Consider the following 20631-nt stretch of genomic DNA (forward strand, 5'->3'; position numbering starts at 1 on the left):
GGCTCAGGTTGGGCGATGCGCGGCATCGGGATGAAGGCGACCGAGATGATCGAGGATCAGTGTCAGCGTCGTCCACAGCACGCGTTCGGTATCCGTCTGCAAAGTGGGTGTGGCAAGGCCGAGCGTGTCGGCCAGCGCATGCGTGCGGTCGCGATCGAGCAGCGGCGCCAGATTCATCGCCGGCGCGAGCCGCCCGCGCTTCGGGCCGTGCACGAGACGCTCCGGCAGGTTCAGGCGCGCGCCGAGATCGCGCAGGCACTGCTTGTCCGGGTCGGGCGCGATGCTCGTCAGATGCGCGACGACGGCGGCGTCGATGAACGGCGGATGCAGATCGACCGACGCGGCGTCGAACAACGCATGGCACAGCGGCAGATAGTTGGCCGACCGGTCGCGGCGCAACACCTGGTCCGCGCCGTCGCCGGTGATCGCCACCTCGACGCCGTCCGCCGCCATCGCGTCGGCCAGCAGCAGCTTCGCGACCGGATGCAGGTTGAACATCGGCTCCTCGACCGCGTGCGTCGTCCTCGGCAGCGCCGCGATGAAATCGGCCTCGTTCGCGCGCACGATCTTCACGTTCGCCTGCATCTGCGCGGCGAGTTCGAGCGCCGCGTCGCGTTCGCAGTAATCGGGCATGTCGGTCGCGAGGATGTAGGCCGTCACGTGCCGCAGCGCGCCGAGTTCGCGCAGCAACGCGAGCAGCAGCGCCGAATCGAGCCCGCCGCTCAGCGCCAGCGCGACGCGCTTGCCGCTGTCGAGCGCGCGGTGCAGCGACGCGCGCAGCGCGGTGTCGAGATCGGCTGGCTGCGGCCGCTCGGGCGCCGGCTGTACCGTCAGCCCTTGTGGCGACCGGATCAGTTGGTGGCCGGGCGGCACCGCGAGCACGTCGCGCAGCACCGTGCGGCCGATGAGGCGCTCGCCGCTCAGGTAGCCAGCGATGGCCGCCGTGTCCGGCGCGCCGGCCGGTTGCCCCGACGCCCGCAATACCGCGCGGATGCCGGACGCCGACACGCCGCTGCGCGGATGGTAGTGCAGACGATCGAAACCGAACGGGTCGCGCGTGCCGACGATCATGGATAACGAGCCTTCAAGGTGTTCACTTCAATGCGTTTCAGGATGCGATGCGGCGCCACCGGCGCGCTGCCGCCCTGGCAATGCAGACAGGCTTCGAGCGGCGTCTCGCGTTGCAGATAGGCAAGCATCGCGTCGAGCATGCCCGCGTCGTCGCGCAGTGCCAGGCCGTCGGCCTGAAAATCCTTCTCGCCCTTGTACAGCGTGTGGAAGTGCGCGGGACGCGTGCACGTGTAGAACATGCCGTCGCGAATCATATGGCAGCGCTCGCGGATCCAGCAATCGTGATACAGGCGTCGGACTTCATCGCGATCCGTGCCGGGCCGCGCACGGTTCATCGTCGTGAACACGTTCTGCACCTTCCAGTTCAGCCGCACGTCGAAGCGCGCGGCCTGATGCTCGACATGCGCGATCAGGTCGGCGGAAAGCGCGGGTTTCGGATAGCGCGAGATCGTCAGCGCATCCACTGCCTGCCAGAACGCGTCGGGCATCTCGCCGAGCTTCAGGCCGTTCGTCGTGACCGAGATCACGGGCGCGATGCCGGTGCCGCGCACGCGCTCGACGAGTTCGACGAGCGCCGGATGCAGCAACGGTTCGCCGCCGACCAGCTTGAACATGCGCGGGCGCAACACCTTCGCGGCCTTGCGCAGATCGGCTTCGATCGATTCGGGACTCGCGTACCACTCGGGCAGCAGCGGCGACAGCGAGCAGCATTCCGCACAGGTCAGGTTGCAGTGATCGACGATATGTGCTTCCAACGAGCGCGTCTGGACGCGCCCGTCCTCGACGCGGTAATCGCGATCCAGCGGCGGCGGAAACACATGCTGCCGCTCGCCGGCGCGCAGCGGATTCGGGATCTCGTTCGGATTCGCACTCACATCAGCTTCCTGTTTCCATGCAGCGGGAAAAGAAATCGATCAGACGGTCACGCGCGTCCACCATCGCGGACGCCATCGTCATCGCGCCGTTCAGGTGCGACGCGAAGCGCGACGGATCGTCGAGCCAGCCTTGTACGATCCACAGCTTGAGCGCGTGCTGCACGCATGCGGCATCGACCGCCCACGCGATGTACGCCGGGTTTGCCGGCCGCACGCGCAGGTACGCACGCACGAACGCTTGCGCGAGGTGCGGTGCCTCCAGCGGCAAATGATTCAGGCAGCGCACCAGTTCGTATTCGCGCGGCGCGCCGATCGACGCTTCCCAGTCGACGATCAACGGCGGCAGCGTGCCCGTGAACAGATAGTTGAACTGGTTGTAGTCGTTGTGGATCGGGTGCTGCGGATCGTCGGCCGGAAACGCATCGATGCTGCCGGGATAGTAGCGGTCGAGCATGCGTAGCGCGAGATCGACGTAGCGGCGCAGGTTCGTGGCGTCGGCGGCGTTCGCATCGGCTCGATCAAGTGCATCCAGCAGACTGCGGCGCACCGCGTCCGCGTCGATCGAGGTCAACCGTGCGCGGATCGTATCGAGCGACGGCAGGTGCAGTCGTTCGAGGCTCACGTGCAACGCGGCCAGGCTCGCGCCGAGCGCACCCCATTCGGCTGGCGAAAACGTATCGTAGGTTTTGAATTGCCCGGCTTCCCAGCGCGTCAGCATCGCATGGGAATGTTGTCCTGACCAAAGCGATTCGCCGGACGTCGTGCGCTTCAGCGTCTGCACGTGGAAGCGAGTATCGCCGTGCGTTTCGAGATGCGTGAGGACAGCGGTTTCCTTGACCGCACGCGCATGGTGTTCGAGCGCATAGAGCTTGACCGCCACGCCCGCGCCGCTGTCAGCCGGCAGATGCCACACCCGCTCACTGACTTGCGTCGGCGGCCCGCCGCGATCGAGCCCGTAGGCGTCGCGAATCTCGTCGAAGGTGACGGCGAGCGAATCCATTCAGATATGCTCGGCCGGCCCGTGCCGATACGGATGACCGGTCAGGAACGTGTTGTGTCCGACGTAGCGCAGCTTGTACATCGCCGGCCGGAACAACACCGACGGATCGTTGTTCGCGATGCCGAGCAGCGGGTAGAGGTCGTGCCGTACGAAGAACGCGTTGTTGCCCATGTCGTCGCAGCAGACGAGTTCATAGCCTTTCTGGCGGCCGAGGTGCACGAGCGATTCGAGGCTCGCGCCGTAATAGGTCGAGCCGTCCCATTCGTGGTCCGGATTGAAGCACATGACCCAGCGCTCGGGCGGCGTGTAGTACGGGTTGTATTCGATCACGACGATGCGCGGCTGGAACGCTTGCATGCCGCGCCACACCCAGTAGTCGTTGCCGTCGATGTCGATCGACAGCAGATCGAAATCGGTCGGTACGTTCGCATCGGCGAGCAGTTGATCGACCGTATCGGGCTGCACGCGATCGTGGTGCAGGCGGACGCGCTCCGCGCCCGCGTAGTGCGCGGCAAGCTTGCCGAACCGGTATGCGCTGCCTTCCACGAGTACGCCGGCCCAATCCTGTTCGCGCAGCAGCCGCGCGGTGTTGCTGTTGCGCAGGCCGTCGCTTGCGCCGATATCGACGCAGAAGCGGTTGGTCGGTGTGAGGCGCTCCATCAGGCGCGACAGGATGCCCTCCTCGGCGCCCTGTGCGTACAGGCTGGGCGCAAGGCCGGACAGGTCGAGCGGGAGAGGATGGTCCTGCATCGAGGGCGGCTCCGGGGTGAAATGGGGAATGATGGGGGCGTTGGGTGGGTAATTTACCTGAAGTCGATTACGCGGAGGAAACTGGAAAGCGCCGCGTGGCGGGGTTTGGCCGCGGGGAAATGAAAAAGCCCGCATCGACATTGCTGTCGATGCGGGCCTGTAGCGCTTCTGGCGGCTCGCTCCGTGTGGTGATGCTTAAGCTCGACTCACGACCGGAGGAAACCTCAGGACACTTACTCCTGCCCCTGACTCGTCAGGAACTCCTCGTAATTCCCACCGAAGTCGAACAGCGTCCCGTCCGTCTTCACTTCGATGATCCGGTTCGCCAGCCCGCTCACGAACTCACGGTCGTGCGACACGAAAATCAGCGTGCCTTCGAACTGCTCGAGCGCGATCTGCAGCGACTCGATCGACTCCATGTCCATGTGGTTGGTCGGCTCGTCCATCAGCAGCACGTTGTGGCGGCCGAGCATCAGCTTGCCCCAGATCATGCGGCCCTTCTCGCCGCCCGACAGCACCTTCACCGACTTCCTGATGTCGTCCGACGAGAACAGCAGGCGGCCCAGCGTGCCGCGCACCATTGTTTCGTCGTCGCCGTCCTTGCGGTACTGGTCGATCCAGTCCATCAGCGTGATGTCGTTCGGGAATTCCTCGTACGTGTCCTGCGGCATGTAGCCGACGTTCGCGTTCTCGGACCACTTCACCGTGCCGTGATCGAGCGGCAGCGCGCCGAGCAGCGAACGCAGCAGCGTCGTCTTGCCCGCGCCGTTCTCGCCGATGATCGCGATGCGCTCGCCCGGCTGCACCGACAGGTTGAAGTTCTGGAAGATCGTGCGCTCGTACTTCTTCGTGATCTCTTCGGCGACCACCGCGACGTTGTGCAGCTTCTTCTCGAACTCGAAACGGATGAACGGATTCTGGCGCGACGACGGCTTGAATTCCTCGATCTTGATCTTGTCGATTTGCTTCGCGCGGCTGGTGGCCTGGCGCGCCTTCGACTTGTTCGCCGAGAAGCGGCGCACGAAGTCCTGCAGTTCGGCCACGCGTTCCTTCGCACGCGTATTCGCCGCGGCCTGGCGCTCGCGCGCCTGTGCCGATGCGAGCATGTAGTCGTCGTAGTTGCCCGGCCAGACCTTCAGCGTGCCGAAGTCCATGTCGGCCATGTGCGTGCATACCGAATTCAGGAAGTGACGATCGTGCGAGATGATGATCATCGTCGAGTTGTACTCGTTGAGCGTCTGCTCGAGCCAACGAATCGAGTTGATGTCGAGGTTGTTGGTCGGTTCGTCGAGCAACAGCACGTCCGGCTTCGAGAACAGCGCCTGCGCGAGCAGCACGCGCAGCTTCCAGCCCGGTGCGACGTCGGCCATCGTGCCGTTGTGGAACTTCTCCTCGATGCCGATGCCGAGCAGCAGCGCACCCGCGCGTGCTTCGGCGTCGTAGCCGCCGTATTCGGCGAACTTGCCTTCGAGCTCGGCCGCGTGCATGTAGTCGTCGTCGGTGGCGTCCGGGTTCGCGTAGATCGCGTCACGCTCGGTCATCGCGGCCCACATCTCGGTATGGCCCATCATCACGACGTCGAGCACGCGCACGTCTTCGTACGCGAACTGGTCCTGGCGCAGCTTGCCGAGGCGGACGTTCGGCTCCAGCGCGACGTTGCCGGCGCTCGGCTCGAGGTCGCCGCCGAGGATCTTCATGAAGGTCGACTTGCCACAGCCGTTCGCGCCGATCAGACCGTAGCGGTTGCCCTCGCCGAATTTGACCGAGATATTCTCGAACAAGGGCTTCGGCCCGAATTGCATCGTGATGTTGGCAGTAGAAAGCACGGCAGGTCCCGTTAAGAGAGAAATCGACGGAAAACCGTGTATTTTAGCAGGTGTCGGAGAAACTGCCGACCGCCCCGCCCCGGCAGCGTATTCCCGGCCCTCCCGCCGGCCGCCCGCCGGCCCGTCAACATGACGGCACGCGCGTCACCGCCGTCTCACCGGAATCCCGCATGCTCGCCAGCCAGCTTCGCGAACAACTCGTCGGCGCATGGCGCCTCGTGTCGTACGAAATCCGCCCGCGCGACGGGAGCACCGTTACCTATCCGCTCGGCCGCGACGCGCGCGGCTGGATCCTGTACACGCCCGACGGCTACATGTCCGCGCAACTGATGGCGGCCGGCCGCCCGCCCTACGCGGACGGCGACCTGCAAGGCGGGAGCGTCGAGGAGCGCGCGGCCGCGGCGCACGGCTACATCGCGTATTCAGGCCCCTTTAGCGTCGACGACGACGGCACGTTGACCCATGAAATGGACGTCAGCCTGTATCCGAACTGGATCGGCAACGTCCAGCAGCGTGTCGTGAGCCTGGACGGCGACCGGCTGCAGCTCGGCACCGCCGGACCGGTGCGGATCCGCGGCCGGGAGGTCGACCCGGTGCTCGTCTGGGCACGCGCCCGCCGTTGAGCGCGCTGGCCGCGCAGCACGGTCGGCGCTCAGCCAGGCGCGGCAACGACGCCGAGGCCGCACGGCGGCGCATGCCGCGCCCGTGGCCGCGCGTCACTTGCCGGCCTTCGCCGCCCCCTTCTGCGCCGCCTTGGCCTTCAGCTGCCCGAACAGTTCCGAGCACGGCACGTCGCGATTGTTGCTCGGCGCGATCAGCGGGATCAGCGCCGCGAACGGGTTGAGCAGCCCGAGCCCGACCATCGCACCGGCGCGCAGCGCGAGCGCGCCCGCATCGACGCCGACCTTCGGGTTCTTGAACGTGCCCTTCGCATACAACGGCGAGCGCAGCGAGAAGATCCGGAAGCCCTTCGTGTGCGGATGGATCTTCAGGTCGATCGATTCGTCGCGCAGGTTGATCGGGCCGTCGACGTTGATCAGCGCATCGTCGGTATCGAGCGCGAACACCTTCGGGTCGAGCATGCCGTCGGTCGCCACGAAGTCGATCGCCGCGCAGTTGATGTTGACGTCGCGGTTGCCGAACAGCTTCTCGTAGACCACGTTCGCGACGTTCAACCCTGCGGCCTCCATCAGCAAGCGACTGATGCGGCCGTTGGTGATCAGCGCCTTCACTTCGCCGGTCGATGTCGCCGCGAGCGCGGCCGGCGAATTGCCCGTTGCCGACAGCGACGCATCGCCGTTGATTTCGCCGAGGGCCGTCTGCATCACCTTCTGCGTCGGGAACAGCTGCTTGAGCTTCAGATGCCGCGCAGCCAGCGTGAAGCGGCCCTTCAGCGGCGTACGGCTGCCGTCGAGATGCGCATTCGTCGCGAGCGTGCCGCCCGCGACGCCGAACTGCAACGGCTCGAGCGTCAGCACGCCGTCCTGCAGCAGGATATGCGTGTACAGGTCGGTGATCGGCAACTGCGGGCTCTTGATCAGCTTGCGGCCGGTGAACTTCACGTCCGCATCGATCGCGCTCCACCGTTCGGTGCGGAACGCCGCGACCGGCAGCACGCGGTCCGGCGGCTGGCGCGTCGTGTCGCCGCGCTTCTTCTTGCTGGCAGCCGAGTCGGCGCCGATCACCGGCGCGAGGTCGGAGAACTGCAGCAGGTTCGACACGAGCTCACCCGACAGCTTCGGACGCGGCTCGCGCTGCGCCCACGTCAGCGTGCCGTGCAGATCGCTGCCGCCGACGCGCCCGTTGAAGTTCTCGTAGCGGAACGTGCTCGCGTCCTGCTTGATGTTGCCGATGAGGTGCCCCTCGGTCGCATACGGCGGCGTGTCGGGCAGCGTGATCCCGGTGAGCTGGTAGAGATGCGACATCGACGTGCCCTGCAGCCACAGTCGCAGGTCGAGCGCCGCCAGATGCATCGGATCGGTCAGCGTGCCGACGATCGCGAGCCGCGTGTCGCCGGCCTTCACGTCGGCCTGCAGCGGGAACGGCTGCGTCGCGTTCTCGATCGCCAGCACGCCGCCCACCTTGCCGGTGCCGGTGACCGGCACGTTCTTGTAGCGGCCGTCGAACTTCAGGCCGAACGCATAGGTCGGCCCGGACGGCTTCGCGGGCACGGTGGCGCCGGAGGTGGCCGATGCGCCGCTCGCGCCGGATGCGGACGCAACCGTCGATGCGGACGAAGCCGTATTCACCACGGACGCAGGCAGCACACCCGATGCGGACCCGGACGTCGATGCCGCGCTCGGGACCTGCGCCGCCGATGCGCGGGATGCATCCGACGCAGCCTCGGCGTTCGCCTTCGCGCTCAATTGCGCGGCGCCGCGCTTGCCGACGCGCTGGGCGGACGCCGCGCGCGACTTCTGTTCCTGCTCCTTCAGCACGTCGCCGAGCGGGATCGGCTGGCCGAGCGTATCGATCCCGATCGTCAGATCGGCCTGGGTGATCGCATCGCGATAGACGACGGTACCCTTCGCGAACCCGAAGCTGTCGAGCCGCACTTTCCACTTGTTCGGTTGCCCCGATTGCTTGAACTGGAAGGTCCACGTATTGCTGCCGTCCGCGCGCCGTTCGAGATCGACGGCAGGATTGACGACGTCGATCGAAGGGATGACGATTTCATGCGCCAGCAGCGGCAAGAGCGCGAGATCGAAGTGCGCGGCATCGAGCGTGACGAACTTGGGCGCCTGCGCCCAGTCGGGATTGCCGATCTCGAGTTGCGTGGCCGAGAAGCTCGGCCAGGGTATCCATGCACGCCAGCCGGTCTCGCCATCGGGACGACGCCAGCCGACCTTGATGTCGCCGTTGATCGCAAACGGGCGGCCGAGCGCGGTACTCACGTGTTCGTTGACCCACGGTTTCGCGCGGTTCCAGTCGAACGTGAAAATAAAGATGCCGGCCGCCGCGATGAGCACCGCGACGATACCGACGATCCATGCAGCCGATTTGCCGATGGTTCGGGCTAGCGTCATGGCGGTTCCGTTGTTGTTCTGAAGCGTTGCCGCACGATGCCGGGCCGCTTGCGTGGACGAACGGCGCACGACAACGGCGGTTTTTCAATAGGTATTATGGCGCACGACATGGCGGCCTTTCGGCGCCATTAACGCTTTTTTTCATTTGTGACATGACCTCCCCCACCGGCCTCATCGACGCGCAGCACATCACGCGGCGCGACGCCCGCAGCGGCAAGACGCTGCTCGCTCCGACCGATTTCAGCCTCGCCGCGGGATCGCGAATTGCTATCACCGGACCATCCGGGTCGGGCAAGAGCGTGCTGCTGCGCGCGCTCGCGCTGCTCGATCCGCTCGACGGCGGCCACCTCCTGTGGCGCAGCCGCCGGATCCGGCGCAGCGCGATTCCGCGCTATCGGCGCAGCATCGCCTATGTCCGCCAGCGCCCCGCGCAGATGGACGGCACCGTCGAATCGCAGTTGCGCTACCCGTACTCGCTCGCGATCTATCGCGACGTCGCGTTCGATCGTGCCCGCGCAGAAGCGCTCGCCGCGCAGGCCGGCCGCGGCGCCGATTTTCTCGACCAGCGCGCGAGCGACCTGTCCGGCGGCGAAGCGCAGATCACCGCGCTGCTGCGCGTGCTCCAGCTCGATCCCGACGTGCTGCTGCTCGACGAGCCGACCTCCGCGCTCGATCCCGAATCGGCGCGCGCGATCGAAGCGCTCGTCGGCGCGTGGTTCGACGCGGCGCCCGACGCCCGCGCGTACATGTGGATCTCGCACGATCCGGCCCAGGCCGCGCGGATCGGCACGATGCGGCTCGTGATGCAGGCGGGCGTGCTGCACGCGGCCGACCCGACGGAGGCCGCGCAATGAGCCCGACCTTGCAGGACTTGAGCCTCGTCGACGTCGGCATCGCGGCCGCGCTCGTCGCCGTCAACGGCGCGATCTCGGCGGCGCTGTCGCTTGGCCTCGGCCGCAAGCTCGCGCTCGCGGCGGTACGCACCGTCGTGCAGTTGCTCGCGATCGGCTACGTGCTCGGCTGGGTGTTCGGCCATCCGCACTGGTACGTCGTGCTGCCGCTCACCGCGCTGATGACGCTGATCGCCGGGTTCGCCGGCGCGGGGCGCGGCAAGCGCACATACCGCGGCCAGCGGATCGACAGCATCGCGTCGATCTGGTTCAGCAGCTGGTTCGTCGCGGCGGTCGGGCTGTTCGTCGTGATCCGCATCCATCCGTGGTTCGCGCCGCAATACGCGATCCCGATTCTCGGGATGATTCTCGGCAATACGCTGACGGGCGTGTCGCTCGGCGTCGAGCGGATGATGGAAGAACTCACCGCGCGCCGCGATCGCGTCGAGACCGCGCTCGCGCTGGGCGCGACGCGCTGGGAAGCCGCGCAGCACGCCGCGCGCCAGGCCGTGCGCGCCGGCATGCTGCCGACGCTGAACCAGATGGCGGTGGTCGGCGTCGTGAGCCTGCCGGGGATGATGACGGGCCAGGTGCTGGCCGGCCAGTCGCCGCTGCAGGCCGTGCGCTACCAGATCGTGATCATGTTCCTGATTGCCGCGGCGTCCGCGCTCGGCACCGTCGGCGCGGTGCTGATGACCTATCGCCGGCTGTTCTCGGCCGATCACCGCTTTCTCGCGTCGCGGCTCGAAGAGCGAACGCACTGACGCGCGGCGGCGGCACATCGGGCGATCGGCGCGATCAATGCGCGCCGCGTCGCTTGCCGATTGCCTGCCGAAGGGCGGCCGCGATATCCGCGTCGGGCGCGAGCCCGTCGACCGATGCGACGAGCCGCACCGCACGCGGCGTCGTCACATACGCCTGCGCGCCGACGTAGCCGCCGCTGCCGGCCGAGCGCGTGGTCACGACGAGCGCCTGCGGCGCGCGTGCGCCGAGGTCGGCCGTGTACGCATCGGCGACGGTACCGTCGCGCGCCTGCAACGTGCCGGTCACGTAATCGTCGGTATCGAAGCCCGGGGCGGCATGCGCGGTCGAATACACGCGCACCGCGTAGCTGCCGGTCGAGCACGGTTCGAGTGCGCCGCTGGATACCACCGCCACCTGCTGTCGCGACGGCAGCTCGACCTTCTTCACGAAACTGCACTCGTCGGCCGCATGAGCGTGCGCGGCGACGAACGCAATGGCGGACAGCAGCGCACGCATTCGAAGTTTCATCGGGGTGTCGTGACGGAAAGGAAAGAATGCGGGCGAGCATAACGTGACATCCGCATGACGTCACGCATCGCCGTTGCACGGTCGGCGCGCCGTACCGCGAAGCAGGTTGCGGAAACGCATGGCAACGGCGACGCGGCGCGATCTGCTCGCGTGCCGCCCTGCTCGTTCCGCCAATCGAACCGGTTGCGCGCGCACCGGACGAAACGCCGGCCCACGCGCGCCGCTCAATGCTTGATCGACACCGTCACCTTGGTGCCGTCGCTCATCGTCACGGTCTTCGACCCGCCGTTGGTCGGCAGCGACACCCACTTCACCTGGCTCACCGACACGACATCCGGACACTGCAGCGACTTGCCGCCGGCCGTCACGCTGCGCATGCCCTTCGGCGCGGCTGCCTGGAAGCTCAACTGCACGTTCGCGACACCCTTCGCGTCGACCGACGGCGCGAGCCGCACCTGGGTCTGCCGCACCATCGCGCCGTTCGCGTCGCGCGGCAGGTTGTCGGCGTTCGGGCAGCCGTCCGGCATCGCGACCGCGCCGCTCGGCGGCACCGACTTCCAGTTGAAATCGTCCGTCTCGCCCGAGCGGATCTTGCGGGTCTCCTGCGTATTGCCGAAGGTCTTCGAGTCGACCTTGACGGTGTATTCGAGTTGCCCCGTCCCGCCGCCCTTCAGGCTGCCCTTGACCGGCGGCGCCGCGAATACGCTCGCGCTGGCGCACACCGCCGCGAACACGACCGACCACGATGCGGCGACCGACAAGCTGCGTTGGCTCATGCTGACCTCCTTGTCATGCGGCGGCACGCGCGTGCCGCGCGGTTTTAGATGCATGATGCGTTGCCAGTCTACCGCCAAGCGGGGCGCAATGCGCCGCGAACGCATCGGGTGTTACCCCGCTTGCGTTCGCGGCGCCGCCACCTTACGCGCGCTGCCGGCTCAGAAGCCGCTCAGCACGAGCTTGCCGATCGCGCGCCCGCCCTCGAGCATCCGGTGCGCGCGCCGCACGTTCTCGGCATTGATCGCGCCGAGCCGTTCGCCGAGCGTCGTGCGCAGCGTGCCGCCGTCGACGAGCCGCGCGACCTCGCTCAGGATCTTGTGCTGCTCGATCATGTCCGGCGTCTCGAACATCGCGCGCGTGAACATGAACTCCCAGTGAAACGCGGCGCTCTTCGCCTTCAGCAATTCGACCGGCACCGGCTTCGCGTTCTCGACGATCGTGCAAATGCCGCCCTGCGGCCGGATGACTTCCGCCGCGGCCGGGAAATGATGGTCGGTATCGTTGAAGATCAGCACATAGTCGACGCTCGGATGCCCGGCCTCGCGCAATTGCGCCGGCAAATCGCCGAAATGGTCGACCACCGCATCCGCGCCGAGCGTGCGTACCCATTCGGCCGATGCCGGCCGCGACGCGGTCGCGATCACGTGCAGCTTGCCGAGCGTCTTCGCGAGCTGGATCGCGATCGAGCCCACGCCGCCCGCGCCGCCGATGATCAACACGGACTTGCCGGCGTCCGCGCCCTGCGGCGACACGCGCAACCGGTCGAACAGTGCTTCCCACGCGGTCAGCGCGGTGAGCGGCAGCGCGGCCGCCGCCGCGAAGTCAAGCGTGCGCGGCTTCAGCGCGGCGATCCGCTCGTCGACCGCGTGGAATTCGCTGTTCGCGCCGGGCCGCGTGATGCTGCCCGCGTAGAACACTTCGTCGCCGGGCCGGAACAGCGTGACGTCGGCGCCGACCGCGACGACCGTGCCGGCCGCATCCCAGCCGAGCACGCGCGGCGTCTCCTCGACCTGCGGCTTCGGCGCACGCACCTTGGTGTCGACCGGGTTCACGGAAATCGCATCGACTTTCACGAGCAGGTCGCGCGGGCCCGGCACGGGCTGCGGCAGTTCGACGTCGAGCAACGCTTGCGGGTCGTCGATCGGCAGATAACGGGTCAATCCAACGGCTTTCATCTCGATACTCCTTTCAGGGGATCCGGCAGGCTGCGGCGCAACCTCCATGCGTGCCATCGTAGGCAACCCGATCATTCGAGAAAACCGCTATATTTCCTGAAACATTTTCAGGAATTTCAGAATAATGTCGTCTGATCCGACGCCTGCTCCCATTCCCGCGCCCGACAAGCCGCTCGACCTGCTCGACGTCGCGCTGTTCGTGCGCGCGGCGCTGCTCGCGAACGTCAGCGCGGCCGGGCGCGAATTCGGCGTGTCGGCCGCGGTCGCGAGCGCGCGCATCGCCCAGCTCGAACGCCAGCTCGGCGCGCGGCTGCTGCACCGCACCACGCGCCGCATCAGCCTCACGCAGGACGGCGAAATCTTCATGGCGCGCGCCGACGCGCTGCTCGCGGCGGCCGACGCCGCGCGCGCGTCGGTCGGCCGCGGCCGCAGCGAGCCGTACGGGCGGCTGAAGGTGTCGATGTCGTCGTCGTTCGGCCGCCAGCACGTCGCGCCGGTGATCCCGGCGTTCCTGCGCCGCTACCCGTCCGTGTCGCTCGATTTGCGCCTGTCCGACGAGATCGTCGATCTGGTCGACGACGGCTACGACGTCGCGATCCGCCTCGGCGCACTGAAGGATTCGACGCTCGTCGCCCGCAAGCTCGCCACCAACCGCCGCGTACTGTGCTGCTCGCCCGCCTATCTCGCCGAACGCGGCATGCCGCGGCACCCGGCCGATCTGACGCAGCACGAGTGCGTGATCCTCGGCGACCAGCGCGACTGGTCGTTCGCGACGCCGCAGGGCCCGCTCACGGTGCGGGTCGGCGGCCGGCTCGTCGCGAGCAACGGCGAGGCGATCCGCGAAGCGCTCGTCGACGGCTTCGGGATCGCGATCAAATCGACCTGGGACGTCGGCCCGCTGCTCGCGAGCGGCGCGCTCGTCACCGTGCTCGACGACTATCCGTTCGCGGACGACGTCGCGATCTGGGCCGTCTATCCGAGCCGCGCGCACGTGCCGCTGAAAACGCTCGCGTTCATCGCGTTCCTGGCCGAGCATTTCGGCGATCCGCCGTACTGGGATCGCGCAAACGGGTGACCGCCGCCGTACCGCGCCCGGTTTCGCGCCGGCACCGGCCGCCACGCGCGACCAACCGGCTACAATGGCGCGTTCGCGACGCACTGGCCCGCAGCCGTACGGGGCCCGCGCGCGCAGGCGGCCACCCGTGGGCCGCGCACGTCATTCATTCGCTTCCCAACCACTCGTCATGACCCACAATCTCGTCATCCAGAGTCTTGCGCCGCTGTCGGACGCCCATCACAAACCGCTGCTCGCGCTGTCGCGCGGCACCCGCGTCGTGCAGACCGACGATCACGCGCTGCGCATCGAAAACGCGAGCCCGGCGCAACGCCTCGACATCGACGCGTACTGCGGCACGCATGCGCTCGACTTCGGCTTCGTCGAGGCCGGCCGCACGCTCGGCGATTTCGGGCTCGCGGTGATGGACATGGATTCGACGCTGATCACGATCGAATGCATCGACGAGATCGCCGATTTCTGCGGGCTGAAAACGCAGGTCGCGGAGATCACCGAAGCGGCGATGCGCGGCGAGATCCGCGATTTCAACGAAAGCCTCACGCGCCGCGTCGCGCTGCTGGCCGGGCTCGACGCGCACGCACTCGAGCGCGTGTACGAAGAACGGCTGCAACTGTCGCCGGGCGCCGAGACGATGCTGGCCGGCGTGAAGGCCGCCGGCCTGAAGACGCTGCTCGTGTCGGGCGGCTTCACGTTCTTCACCGAGCGGCTGAAAGCCCGCCTCGGCCTCGACTACGCGCATGCGAACACGCTCGAGATCGTCGACGGCAAGCTGACCGGCAAGGTGCTCGGCGAGATCGTCAACGCCGACGTGAAGGCGCGCCTGCTGCGCGACACGTGCGCGTCGCTCGGCCTCGAGCCGAGCCGCGCGATCGCGATGGGCGACGGGTCGAACGACCTGAAGATGATGGCCGAAGCCGGGCTGTCGGTCGCGTTCCACGCGAAGCCCGTCGTGCGCGATGCGGCCACCGTCGCATTCGACCATGTCGGCCTCGACGGGCTGCTGCGCCTGTTCTGATCCCGCGGCACCGTCAATGAAAAACGCCGGCGCGATGCGATATCGCGCCGGCGTTTCGCTTTTCTGCCGGACGTTGCCGGCGCGCAATCAGCCGAGCGTGGCCTGCATCGCCCGCTCGATGTCGGCGCGCAAATCCGCTTCGTCTTCCAGACCCACGTAGAAACGCACCAGCGTGCCGCGATGCGGCCAGTCCGGGCGCATCGACGCGACGTCGTAAGGCATCGCGAGGCTGCACGCGCCGCCCCAGCTCCAGCCGATCGCGAACAGCTCGAGCGACTCGACGAAACGGTCGATCTGCTCCGCGCTGTAGCGTGCGTCGAACACCACCGAGAACAGCCCGCCCGCGCCCGCGAAATCGCGCATGAACGACGCATGCCCCGGGCAGTCGGCGATCTGCGGGTGCAGCACCGTCGCGATCTCCGGCCGCGCCTTCAGCCACTGCGCGAGCGCGAGCGCGCTCTTGCTGTGCGCATCGAAGCGCACCTGCATGCTCGGCAGGCTGCGCAGCACGAGCGAGCAATCGTCGACCGATACGCCGATCCCGCAGCGCATCCGCGCGAGCTTCAGCTTCGCGTGCAGTTCCGCATTCGCGGTGATCGTCGCGCCCATCAGCACGTCGCTGCCGCCCGACTGATACTTGGTCAGCGCCTGCACCGAAATGTCGACGCCATGCGCGAACGGCTTGAACGCGAGCCCCGCCGAAAAGGTGTTGTCGATCGCGGTGACGATGCCGCGCGCCTTCGCGGCGGCCGCGATCGCCTGCACGTCGGGCACCTCCATCGTCACCGAGCCCGGCGCCTCGAGCCAGATCAACCGCGTGTTCGGCTGGATCAGCTCGGCGATGCCGGCGCCGATCAACGGATCGTAACCGCGCACGGTGATGCCGAAATCGTTCGCGAGCCAGTTGCCGAAATCGGCGTTCGGGCCGTACACGTTATGCGGAATCAGCACGTCGTCGCCCGCTTTCACGATCCCGAAGTAGACGTTCATGATCGCCGCGAGGCCCGACGGTTGCAGCAGCGCATGCGTGCCGCCTTCGATCTCGGCGAGCCGCTGCGCGAGCGCGAGCGACGTCGGCGTCGCGTGCAGCCCGTAGCGCCACTGGTTGTCGTCGTGCCAGACCAGCGCGCGCATCGTCGCGAGATCGGGGAACACGACCGTCGACGCGCGCGCGACCGGCGGCACGAACGAACGGAAGCCTTCCGGAATGACGTCGTCGGGTTGAACGATGCGGGTTTGCAGCGCGCGCTTGGGAGTGGATGCAGTCATGACTGGGGGCCGGGCACGAGGCCGTTCGGTTGCGGAATATGTCGTTAGAGTAGCCAAAATCGGCGCGCTTGGCCCGGTACAATGCGCGCCGCGCGCACCGAGCCAGCACGTGCTCAGTCGTCGGTACGCAGGTTGACGACGCCGCCCACCGTCTCGATTTCCTGCACCCGGCCGTCGCGCACCTGCAGCGCCGCGCGCTTGCCCGGCGCCAGATGCAGCACGACCGGCTGCGGGTCCGATTCGTCCGAGTTCATCCGGTCGGCCTTCAGGTCGCCCGTCGCGTCGAAGCGGCCGATCCACACGCCGGTGATGTTCGTGCCGTCGTTCGACTCTTCGATCTCGAGCGTATCGCCGTCCCGGTCGCCCGCGAGCAGCACGACTTCGCCCGTGTCGGCGAACTGGTATTCGCCGTGCACGCCTTCCTCGTCCGTCTTCGGGCCGAGATGCACGACGATCGGCCGATCGCCGAGCGTGCCTTCGTAGCGCGGCAGGCCGGCGAACTCGGGATTCGGCTTCAGCGGCCGCGCGGGCGCCGGTTCATCCTGCTGCACGGCCGGTGCGACCGCCTGCGCGGCGACCACCGTCGGCATCGCGATGCCCGCTGCCAGCGCACCCGCGACGACGAGCGCCCGTTGCCATTCCGAATATCGACCCACCTTGTGTTGCTCCTTGCTTCAGATTCGCCCGACCATCGCGGACCGCGCCGGGCCGCGACCCGGTTCCTGCATGACCGCGCAAACCCGCGCCGCGAATGCGCGGGCGGGCGCGTGTCGCGTCAGCCCTGCATCAGGCGTTCCACCGCGTCGCGATGCGGAATCGGCGCGACCGCACCGTAACCGGTCGTCGACAGCGCCGCCGCCGCGTTCGCATAACGCGCGGCCGCGAACGGATCGTCGCCCGCGACGATCCGCGCGACGAACGCGCCGCCGAAACAGTCGCCCGCGCCGGTCGCGTCGACGGCCTCGACCGCGAAGCCCGGCACGACGCGCCGTTCGTGCGGCGTCGCGACATACGCGCCTTCCTTGCCGAGTTTCAACGCGACGACCTGCGGCCCGTGTTCGAGCATCGCGTCGACGATCGCGTCGCGATCGTTCGCGCCCGTGAGCGCCGTGACGTCGTCCCAGCTCGGCAGGCAGATGTCCGTCTGCCGCAGCGCCTCGCGCATCACCGCACGGGCACGCGGCAGCGGCCACAGCTTCAGGCGCAGGTTCGTGTCGAAGCTGACCTTCGCGCCGCTGCGACGCGCATGGTCGATCGCCGCGAACGCCGCGTCGCACGCGGCCGTGCTGATCGCGAGACTGATGCCCGACAGGTGCACGGCCTTCGCGGCCGCGAGCGCGTCGAGCGGCAGGTCGGCCGTCGCGTAGCGGCTCGCCGCCGACCCCGCGCGCAGATAGTCGAACTGATGGCCGTCGGCGCCGTGCGTGACGAAATACACGCCGGTCGGTGCCGAGCGGTCGATCCGCACGTACGTCGTGTCGACCTGCTCCGACGCCCACATGTCGGCCAGCAGGCGGCCGAACGGATCGTCGCCGATCGCCGACACGAAGCCCGTCGATGCGCGCTGGCGCGCCGCCGCGATGCAGAAGTTCGACGTGTCGCCGCCGAAGCCCTGCAGGAATTCAGGACGCCCCGGCTGCGACTGGTTGAATTCGATCATCGCCTCGCCGAGCGCGAGGATCTCCGGGAATGCGGCGGCCATCGCTTACACCTCGCCCCACAGATCGTGGCCGTCGGCGCCCGTGATCTTCACGGACACGAAATCGCCGACCTTGTAGCGCTTCGATGCCTTCGCCGCCGGCTCGACGTAGACGACGCCGTCGATCTCCGGCGCATCGGCTGCCGTACGGCCGATGCCGCCTTCCGCGCTGACTTCGTCGATCAACACCTTGAGCGTCTTGCCGACCTTGCGCTGCATGCGCTTCGCCGACACTTCCTCCGCCACTTCCATGAAACGCGCGCGACGCTCCTCGCGAACCTCGTCCGGCAGCGCGCCATCCAGGTCGTTCGCGGTCGCGCCTTCGACCGGCGAATACGCGAAACAGCCGACGCGATCGAGTTCCGCTTCGCGGATGAAGTCGAGCAGCGTTTCGAACTGTGCTTCCGTCTCGCCGGGGAAGCCGGCGATGAAGGTGCTGCGGATCGTCAGGTCCGGGCAGATCTCGCGCCACTTCTGCACGCGCTCGAGCACCTTCTCAGCGTTCGCCGGCCGCTTCATGCGCTTCAGCACGTCCGGATGCGCGTGCTGGAACGGCACGTCGAGATACGGCAGCACGTGGCCCTTGAACGGGCCTTCGGCCATCAGCGGGATCACTTCGTCGACGCTCGGATACGGATACACGTAGTGCAGGCGCACCCACGCGCCGTACTGCGCGGCGAGTTCGCCGAGCGCGGCGACCAGGTCGGTCATCCGCGTCTTGATCGGCTTGCCGTTCCAGAAGCCGGTGCGGTACTTCACGTCGACGCCGTATGCGCTCGTGTCCTGCGAGATCACGAGCAGTTCCTTCACGCCCGACTTGAACAGGTTCTCGGCTTCCAGCATCACTTCGGCGACCGGCCGCGACACGAGGTCGCCGCGCATCGACGGGATGATGCAGAACGTGCAACGGTGGTTGCAGCCTTCGGAGATCTTCAGGTACGCGTAGTGACGCGGCGTGAGCTTGATGCCGGCCGCGGGCACGAGATCGACGAACGGGTCGTGCGGCTTCGGCAGGTGCGAATGCACGGCCTGCATCACCTCGCCCACCGCGTGGGGGCCGGTGACGGCGAGCACCTTCGGGTGGACTTCCTCGATCAGGTTCGAGCCGCTCGCGCTCGACTTCGCGCCGAGGCAGCCGGTGACGATCACCTTGCCGTTCTCGGTCAGCGCTTCGCCGATCGCGTCGAGGCTTTCCTGCACGGCTTCGTCGATGAAGCCGCAGGTGTTCACGACGACGAGGTCGGCGCCGTCGTAGCTGCCGGAGATTTCATAACCTTCGGCGCGCAGCTGCGTGATGATTTGTTCGGAATCGACGAGCGCCTTCGGGCACCCGAGGGATACGAACCCTACTTTGGGGGATTGGGACATCTGGAATGGGGGCGTGGCAGCAAAAGCGTGAGTTTACAGCGATTTAGGGTCCAGCGAGCCAAAATGAGCGGTTGGCGGCAGCACCCATCGGCAGTTCGAGCACGCTGCCCGCTGGGGGCCGACAACGAGATGGAGTTTTATATGACCCTATCACTTCGGGGAATCGGACACGAAGAGCAAGCGCGTGAAGGCGGCGATCCGCCGGCAGTGCCAGAGCTGGATCGCGGAGACGTGGCGCGCGCCGATCCGCGTCAGACGAGATCCGCATGGGGTAGAGCCGACAGTGGCGTCGGTCGCGCGCGCGAAATCCGGCCTGGGCCTTTCGCGAAGCTGCTCGGCGTGGGGTTGCGCACGTTCCAGCAGTACGAGCAGGGAGACCGCAACCTAACCGAACCTTCAGCGGTTTGATGTCTATGGGTGTCGGTGCAGTCGTCAGGGCATGGCTCCGCGCGAAATCGACAAGATCTTTCGTGCGCGGCTGCTCCGCTCGCGTCAGGCCACGCGTCAGGGCTCAACCCTGATCAGCGGGATTGTAACTCCAGATCACGAGTCCCCAATTCGTCGACTTGATGTCGGGAAATTTCTCCCCCTCCTTAAAATAGCGCCGCCCCTGTTCACTCCCGAGTGCCGGGCTAGTCCACCATCCACTCTGCGGTACCACGTCGCCGGGCCGGCCCTTCAGTCTCGACGAGGCGACCTTCTGGGCAGGCTCGCTCGAACCGATCACAACGGGACACCATTCGATGGCGCGCCCATTCTCCGCACTGCCCGCGGCAACCGCACGGCGGGCTTCCGGTATATCGTCGAACCGAGTCCGGTAGGTCGTCTCACCCTGCAGCACGTCACCGAATGTGCCACCAAGAAAGCGCACACCCGTCAGGTCCGCGCCCCTGAAGTCAACACCGCTCAGATCGCAATTCTCGAACGTGGCATCGATCAGCCGTGCGCCATCGAGCCGGGTTGCCGTCAGTCTGCACTCGACGAAACGGGCCGCCACGAAAGCGCATCGCGTCGTCGCGTTCCAGCGCCATTCGCTCTGCTCAGCGAGCATGCCGGAAAAATTGCATTCGATGAGCTCCGAAAAATTCAAACTGCTGTCGGACAGCGTCACGCCGGAGAGATCGCTATTGCTCAGCTTGGCATACTCGATGAACGATTGCCGGAATCGAGCATGGCGAAAATCAGCACCGTTTCCGTAGACCGGCAGCATCTGTGCCAAATGAAACCCGCATTCCTTGAAAGAGACACCGTCCAGGATCGCGTGTTGAAACCCTACTTCGTCGAACTGCGAGGCATCGAACACAGCAAAGCCGAGATGGCTGTAGCTCAGGTCCAGGTTCTCGAGTTTGCCGCCCGGCAACGGCGCCCCGCGCAGGTCGATCGTCGGCGAGCCATCCAGCATATGTGGCAGGGAGTCGCACAAAGGCACCCATTCATCCTCTGGCAACGCTTCCTTGATTGCGTCGAGCAGTTCTTTGTACTTCCCGATTTTCCATCGATCGCGCAATTCCCGCACGTCGGTGTCGTTCGTCAACATGCAATT

The 20631-nt window shown here is 67.0% G+C and carries 19 protein-coding genes and 1 pseudogene; 6 read left to right on the forward strand and 14 right to left on the reverse strand.

The genetic code is table 11. From position 1 onward, the window contains the following. Positions 1-3: 3 nt before the first annotated feature. The 5 genes from J8I33_RS09955 to J8I33_RS09975 form a co-directional block, all read right to left on the reverse strand. Positions 4-1071, reverse strand: a complete 1068-nt coding sequence (locus J8I33_RS09955) for an asparagine synthase-related protein (protein WP_209935160.1) — start codon at positions 1069-1071, stop codon at positions 4-6. Continuing rightward, positions 1068-1946 (reverse strand): 4Fe-4S cluster-binding domain-containing protein, encoded by an 879-nt coding sequence (locus J8I33_RS09960; RefSeq protein WP_209935162.1) that lies wholly within the window; start codon positions 1944-1946, stop codon positions 1068-1070. Before J8I33_RS09960 ends, J8I33_RS09955 begins: the two co-directional genes overlap by 4 nt. A gap of 1 nt (position 1947) precedes the next feature. Beyond that, positions 1948-2946 carry a phosphotransferase gene (locus tag J8I33_RS09965; protein WP_209935169.1) on the reverse strand — a complete coding sequence of 333 codons (999 nt, stop codon included), beginning with the start codon at positions 2944-2946 and terminating at the stop codon, positions 1948-1950. Then, positions 2947-3696, reverse strand: a complete 750-nt coding sequence (locus J8I33_RS09970; protein ID WP_209935173.1) for an FkbM family methyltransferase — start codon at positions 3694-3696, stop codon at positions 2947-2949. 233 nt (positions 3697-3929) lie between these two features. Then, a complete protein-coding gene (locus tag J8I33_RS09975; protein WP_050015532.1) occupies positions 3930-5522 on the reverse strand; it encodes an ABC-F family ATPase in 1593 nt (530 codons plus the stop codon). 170 nt (positions 5523-5692) lie between these two features. Here J8I33_RS09975 and J8I33_RS09980 point away from each other — a divergent pair, with 170 nt between their 5' ends. Further along, positions 5693-6145: a lipocalin-like domain-containing protein gene (locus J8I33_RS09980; RefSeq protein WP_050015533.1), complete on the forward strand. Its 453-nt coding sequence runs from the start codon at positions 5693-5695 to the stop codon at positions 6143-6145. A gap of 93 nt (positions 6146-6238) precedes the next feature. On the opposite strand, the gene J8I33_RS09985 is transcribed toward J8I33_RS09980, so the two are convergent. Then, on the reverse strand, positions 6239-8548 hold the full coding sequence (locus J8I33_RS09985) for an AsmA family protein (protein ID WP_124630352.1): 2310 nt from the start codon (positions 8546-8548) through the stop codon (positions 6239-6241). 152 nt (positions 8549-8700) lie between these two features. On the opposite strand from J8I33_RS09985, the gene J8I33_RS09990 reads away from it, so the two are divergent. Together J8I33_RS09990 and fetB are read left to right on the forward strand one after the other, a co-directional pair. Beyond that, positions 8701-9402: an ATP-binding cassette domain-containing protein gene (locus tag J8I33_RS09990; RefSeq protein WP_209935180.1), complete on the forward strand. Its 702-nt coding sequence runs from the start codon at positions 8701-8703 to the stop codon at positions 9400-9402. Continuing rightward, entirely contained in the window at positions 9399-10202 is an 804-nt protein-coding gene (fetB, locus tag J8I33_RS09995; protein WP_050015539.1) for an iron export ABC transporter permease subunit FetB, read from the forward strand. The genes J8I33_RS09990 and fetB overlap by 4 nt, the downstream gene beginning before the upstream one ends. Before the next feature lie 34 nt (positions 10203-10236). Here the strand turns inward: fetB and J8I33_RS10000 are convergent, their stop codons facing one another. From J8I33_RS10000 to J8I33_RS10010, 3 genes are all read right to left on the reverse strand, one after another. After that, positions 10237-10710 (reverse strand): PliI family lysozyme inhibitor of I-type lysozyme, encoded by a 474-nt coding sequence (locus tag J8I33_RS10000; protein ID WP_209935185.1) that lies wholly within the window; start codon positions 10708-10710, stop codon positions 10237-10239. Positions 10711-10934: 224 nt separating this feature from the next. After that, positions 10935-11486, reverse strand: coding sequence for a DUF6013 family protein (locus tag J8I33_RS10005; protein ID WP_209935191.1), 552 nt, complete (start codon positions 11484-11486; stop codon positions 10935-10937). Positions 11487-11645: 159 nt separating this feature from the next. Further along, positions 11646-12662, reverse strand: a complete 1017-nt coding sequence (locus J8I33_RS10010; protein ID WP_089488477.1) for a zinc-binding alcohol dehydrogenase family protein — start codon at positions 12660-12662, stop codon at positions 11646-11648. 124 nt (positions 12663-12786) lie between these two features. Between J8I33_RS10010 and J8I33_RS10015 the strand changes: the two genes are divergently transcribed. Next, the gene (locus tag J8I33_RS10015) at positions 12787-13737 is read left to right on the forward strand and encodes a LysR family transcriptional regulator (RefSeq protein ID WP_050015545.1); all 951 of its coding nucleotides are present in this window, start codon (positions 12787-12789) and stop codon (positions 13735-13737) included. 169 nt (positions 13738-13906) lie between these two features. After that, positions 13907-14752 (forward strand): phosphoserine phosphatase SerB, encoded by an 846-nt coding sequence (gene serB, locus J8I33_RS10020; RefSeq protein WP_050015547.1) that lies wholly within the window; start codon positions 13907-13909, stop codon positions 14750-14752. A gap of 87 nt (positions 14753-14839) precedes the next feature. Here the strand turns inward: serB and J8I33_RS10025 are convergent, their stop codons facing one another. From J8I33_RS10025 to rimO, 4 genes are all read right to left on the reverse strand, one after another. Continuing rightward, on the reverse strand, positions 14840-16021 hold the full coding sequence (locus tag J8I33_RS10025) for a cystathionine beta-lyase (protein WP_209935198.1): 1182 nt from the start codon (positions 16019-16021) through the stop codon (positions 14840-14842). 113 nt (positions 16022-16134) lie between these two features. Then, positions 16135-16677 (reverse strand): hypothetical protein, encoded by a 543-nt coding sequence (locus tag J8I33_RS10030; RefSeq protein ID WP_050015551.1) that lies wholly within the window; start codon positions 16675-16677, stop codon positions 16135-16137. A gap of 119 nt (positions 16678-16796) precedes the next feature. After that, positions 16797-17723, reverse strand: coding sequence for a sugar kinase (locus J8I33_RS10035; protein ID WP_050015553.1), 927 nt, complete (start codon positions 17721-17723; stop codon positions 16797-16799). A gap of 3 nt (positions 17724-17726) precedes the next feature. Beyond that, positions 17727-19088: a 30S ribosomal protein S12 methylthiotransferase RimO gene (gene rimO, locus J8I33_RS10040; RefSeq protein ID WP_050015555.1), complete on the reverse strand. Its 1362-nt coding sequence runs from the start codon at positions 19086-19088 to the stop codon at positions 17727-17729. Here rimO and J8I33_RS34435 point away from each other — a divergent pair. Further along, positions 19015-19356 (forward strand): annotated as a pseudogene (locus J8I33_RS34435) (hypothetical protein); the annotation flags it as partial. The gene rimO and the pseudogene J8I33_RS34435 sit on opposite strands and share 74 nt — an antisense overlap. A gap of 243 nt (positions 19357-19599) precedes the next feature. On the opposite strand, the gene J8I33_RS10045 reads toward J8I33_RS34435, so the two are convergent. Then, the gene (locus J8I33_RS10045; RefSeq protein WP_209935199.1) at positions 19600-20625 is read right to left on the reverse strand and encodes a pentapeptide repeat-containing protein; all 1026 of its coding nucleotides are present in this window, start codon (positions 20623-20625) and stop codon (positions 19600-19602) included. Positions 20626-20631: the final 6 nt, after the last annotated feature.

The organism is Burkholderia sp. AcTa6-5 (genome assembly GCF_017815075.1).
GTDB classification, from domain to species: domain Bacteria; phylum Pseudomonadota; class Gammaproteobacteria; order Burkholderiales; family Burkholderiaceae; genus Burkholderia; species Burkholderia sola.

Coding starts and splice junctions, on each gene's coding strand:
- J8I33_RS09955 (WP_209935160.1), bottom strand. CDS start 1,071: ATGATCGTCGGCACGCGCGACCCGTTCGGTTTCGATCGTCTGCACTAC.
- J8I33_RS09965 (WP_209935169.1), bottom strand. CDS start 2,946: ATGGATTCGCTCGCCGTCACCTTCGACGAGATTCGCGACGCCTACGGG.
- J8I33_RS09970 (WP_209935173.1), bottom strand. CDS start 3,696: ATGCAGGACCATCCTCTCCCGCTCGACCTGTCCGGCCTTGCGCCCAGC.
- J8I33_RS09980 (WP_050015533.1), top strand. CDS start 5,693: ATGCTCGCCAGCCAGCTTCGCGAACAACTCGTCGGCGCATGGCGCCTC.
- J8I33_RS09985 (WP_124630352.1), bottom strand. CDS start 8,548: ATGACGCTAGCCCGAACCATCGGCAAATCGGCTGCATGGATCGTCGGT.
- J8I33_RS09990 (WP_209935180.1), top strand. CDS start 8,701: ATGACCTCCCCCACCGGCCTCATCGACGCGCAGCACATCACGCGGCGC.
- fetB (WP_050015539.1), top strand. CDS start 9,399: ATGAGCCCGACCTTGCAGGACTTGAGCCTCGTCGACGTCGGCATCGCG.
- J8I33_RS10000 (WP_209935185.1), bottom strand. CDS start 10,710: ATGAAACTTCGAATGCGTGCGCTGCTGTCCGCCATTGCGTTCGTCGCC.
- J8I33_RS10005 (WP_209935191.1), bottom strand. CDS start 11,486: ATGAGCCAACGCAGCTTGTCGGTCGCCGCATCGTGGTCGGTCGTGTTC.
- J8I33_RS10010 (WP_089488477.1), bottom strand. CDS start 12,662: ATGAAAGCCGTTGGATTGACCCGTTATCTGCCGATCGACGACCCGCAA.
- J8I33_RS10015 (WP_050015545.1), top strand. CDS start 12,787: ATGTCGTCTGATCCGACGCCTGCTCCCATTCCCGCGCCCGACAAGCCG.
- serB (WP_050015547.1), top strand. CDS start 13,907: ATGACCCACAATCTCGTCATCCAGAGTCTTGCGCCGCTGTCGGACGCC.
- J8I33_RS10025 (WP_209935198.1), bottom strand. CDS start 16,021: ATGACTGCATCCACTCCCAAGCGCGCGCTGCAAACCCGCATCGTTCAA.
- J8I33_RS10035 (WP_050015553.1), bottom strand. CDS start 17,723: ATGGCCGCCGCATTCCCGGAGATCCTCGCGCTCGGCGAGGCGATGATC.
- rimO (WP_050015555.1), bottom strand. CDS start 19,088: ATGTCCCAATCCCCCAAAGTAGGGTTCGTATCCCTCGGGTGCCCGAAG.
- J8I33_RS10045 (WP_209935199.1), bottom strand. CDS start 20,625: ATGTTGACGAACGACACCGACGTGCGGGAATTGCGCGATCGATGGAAA.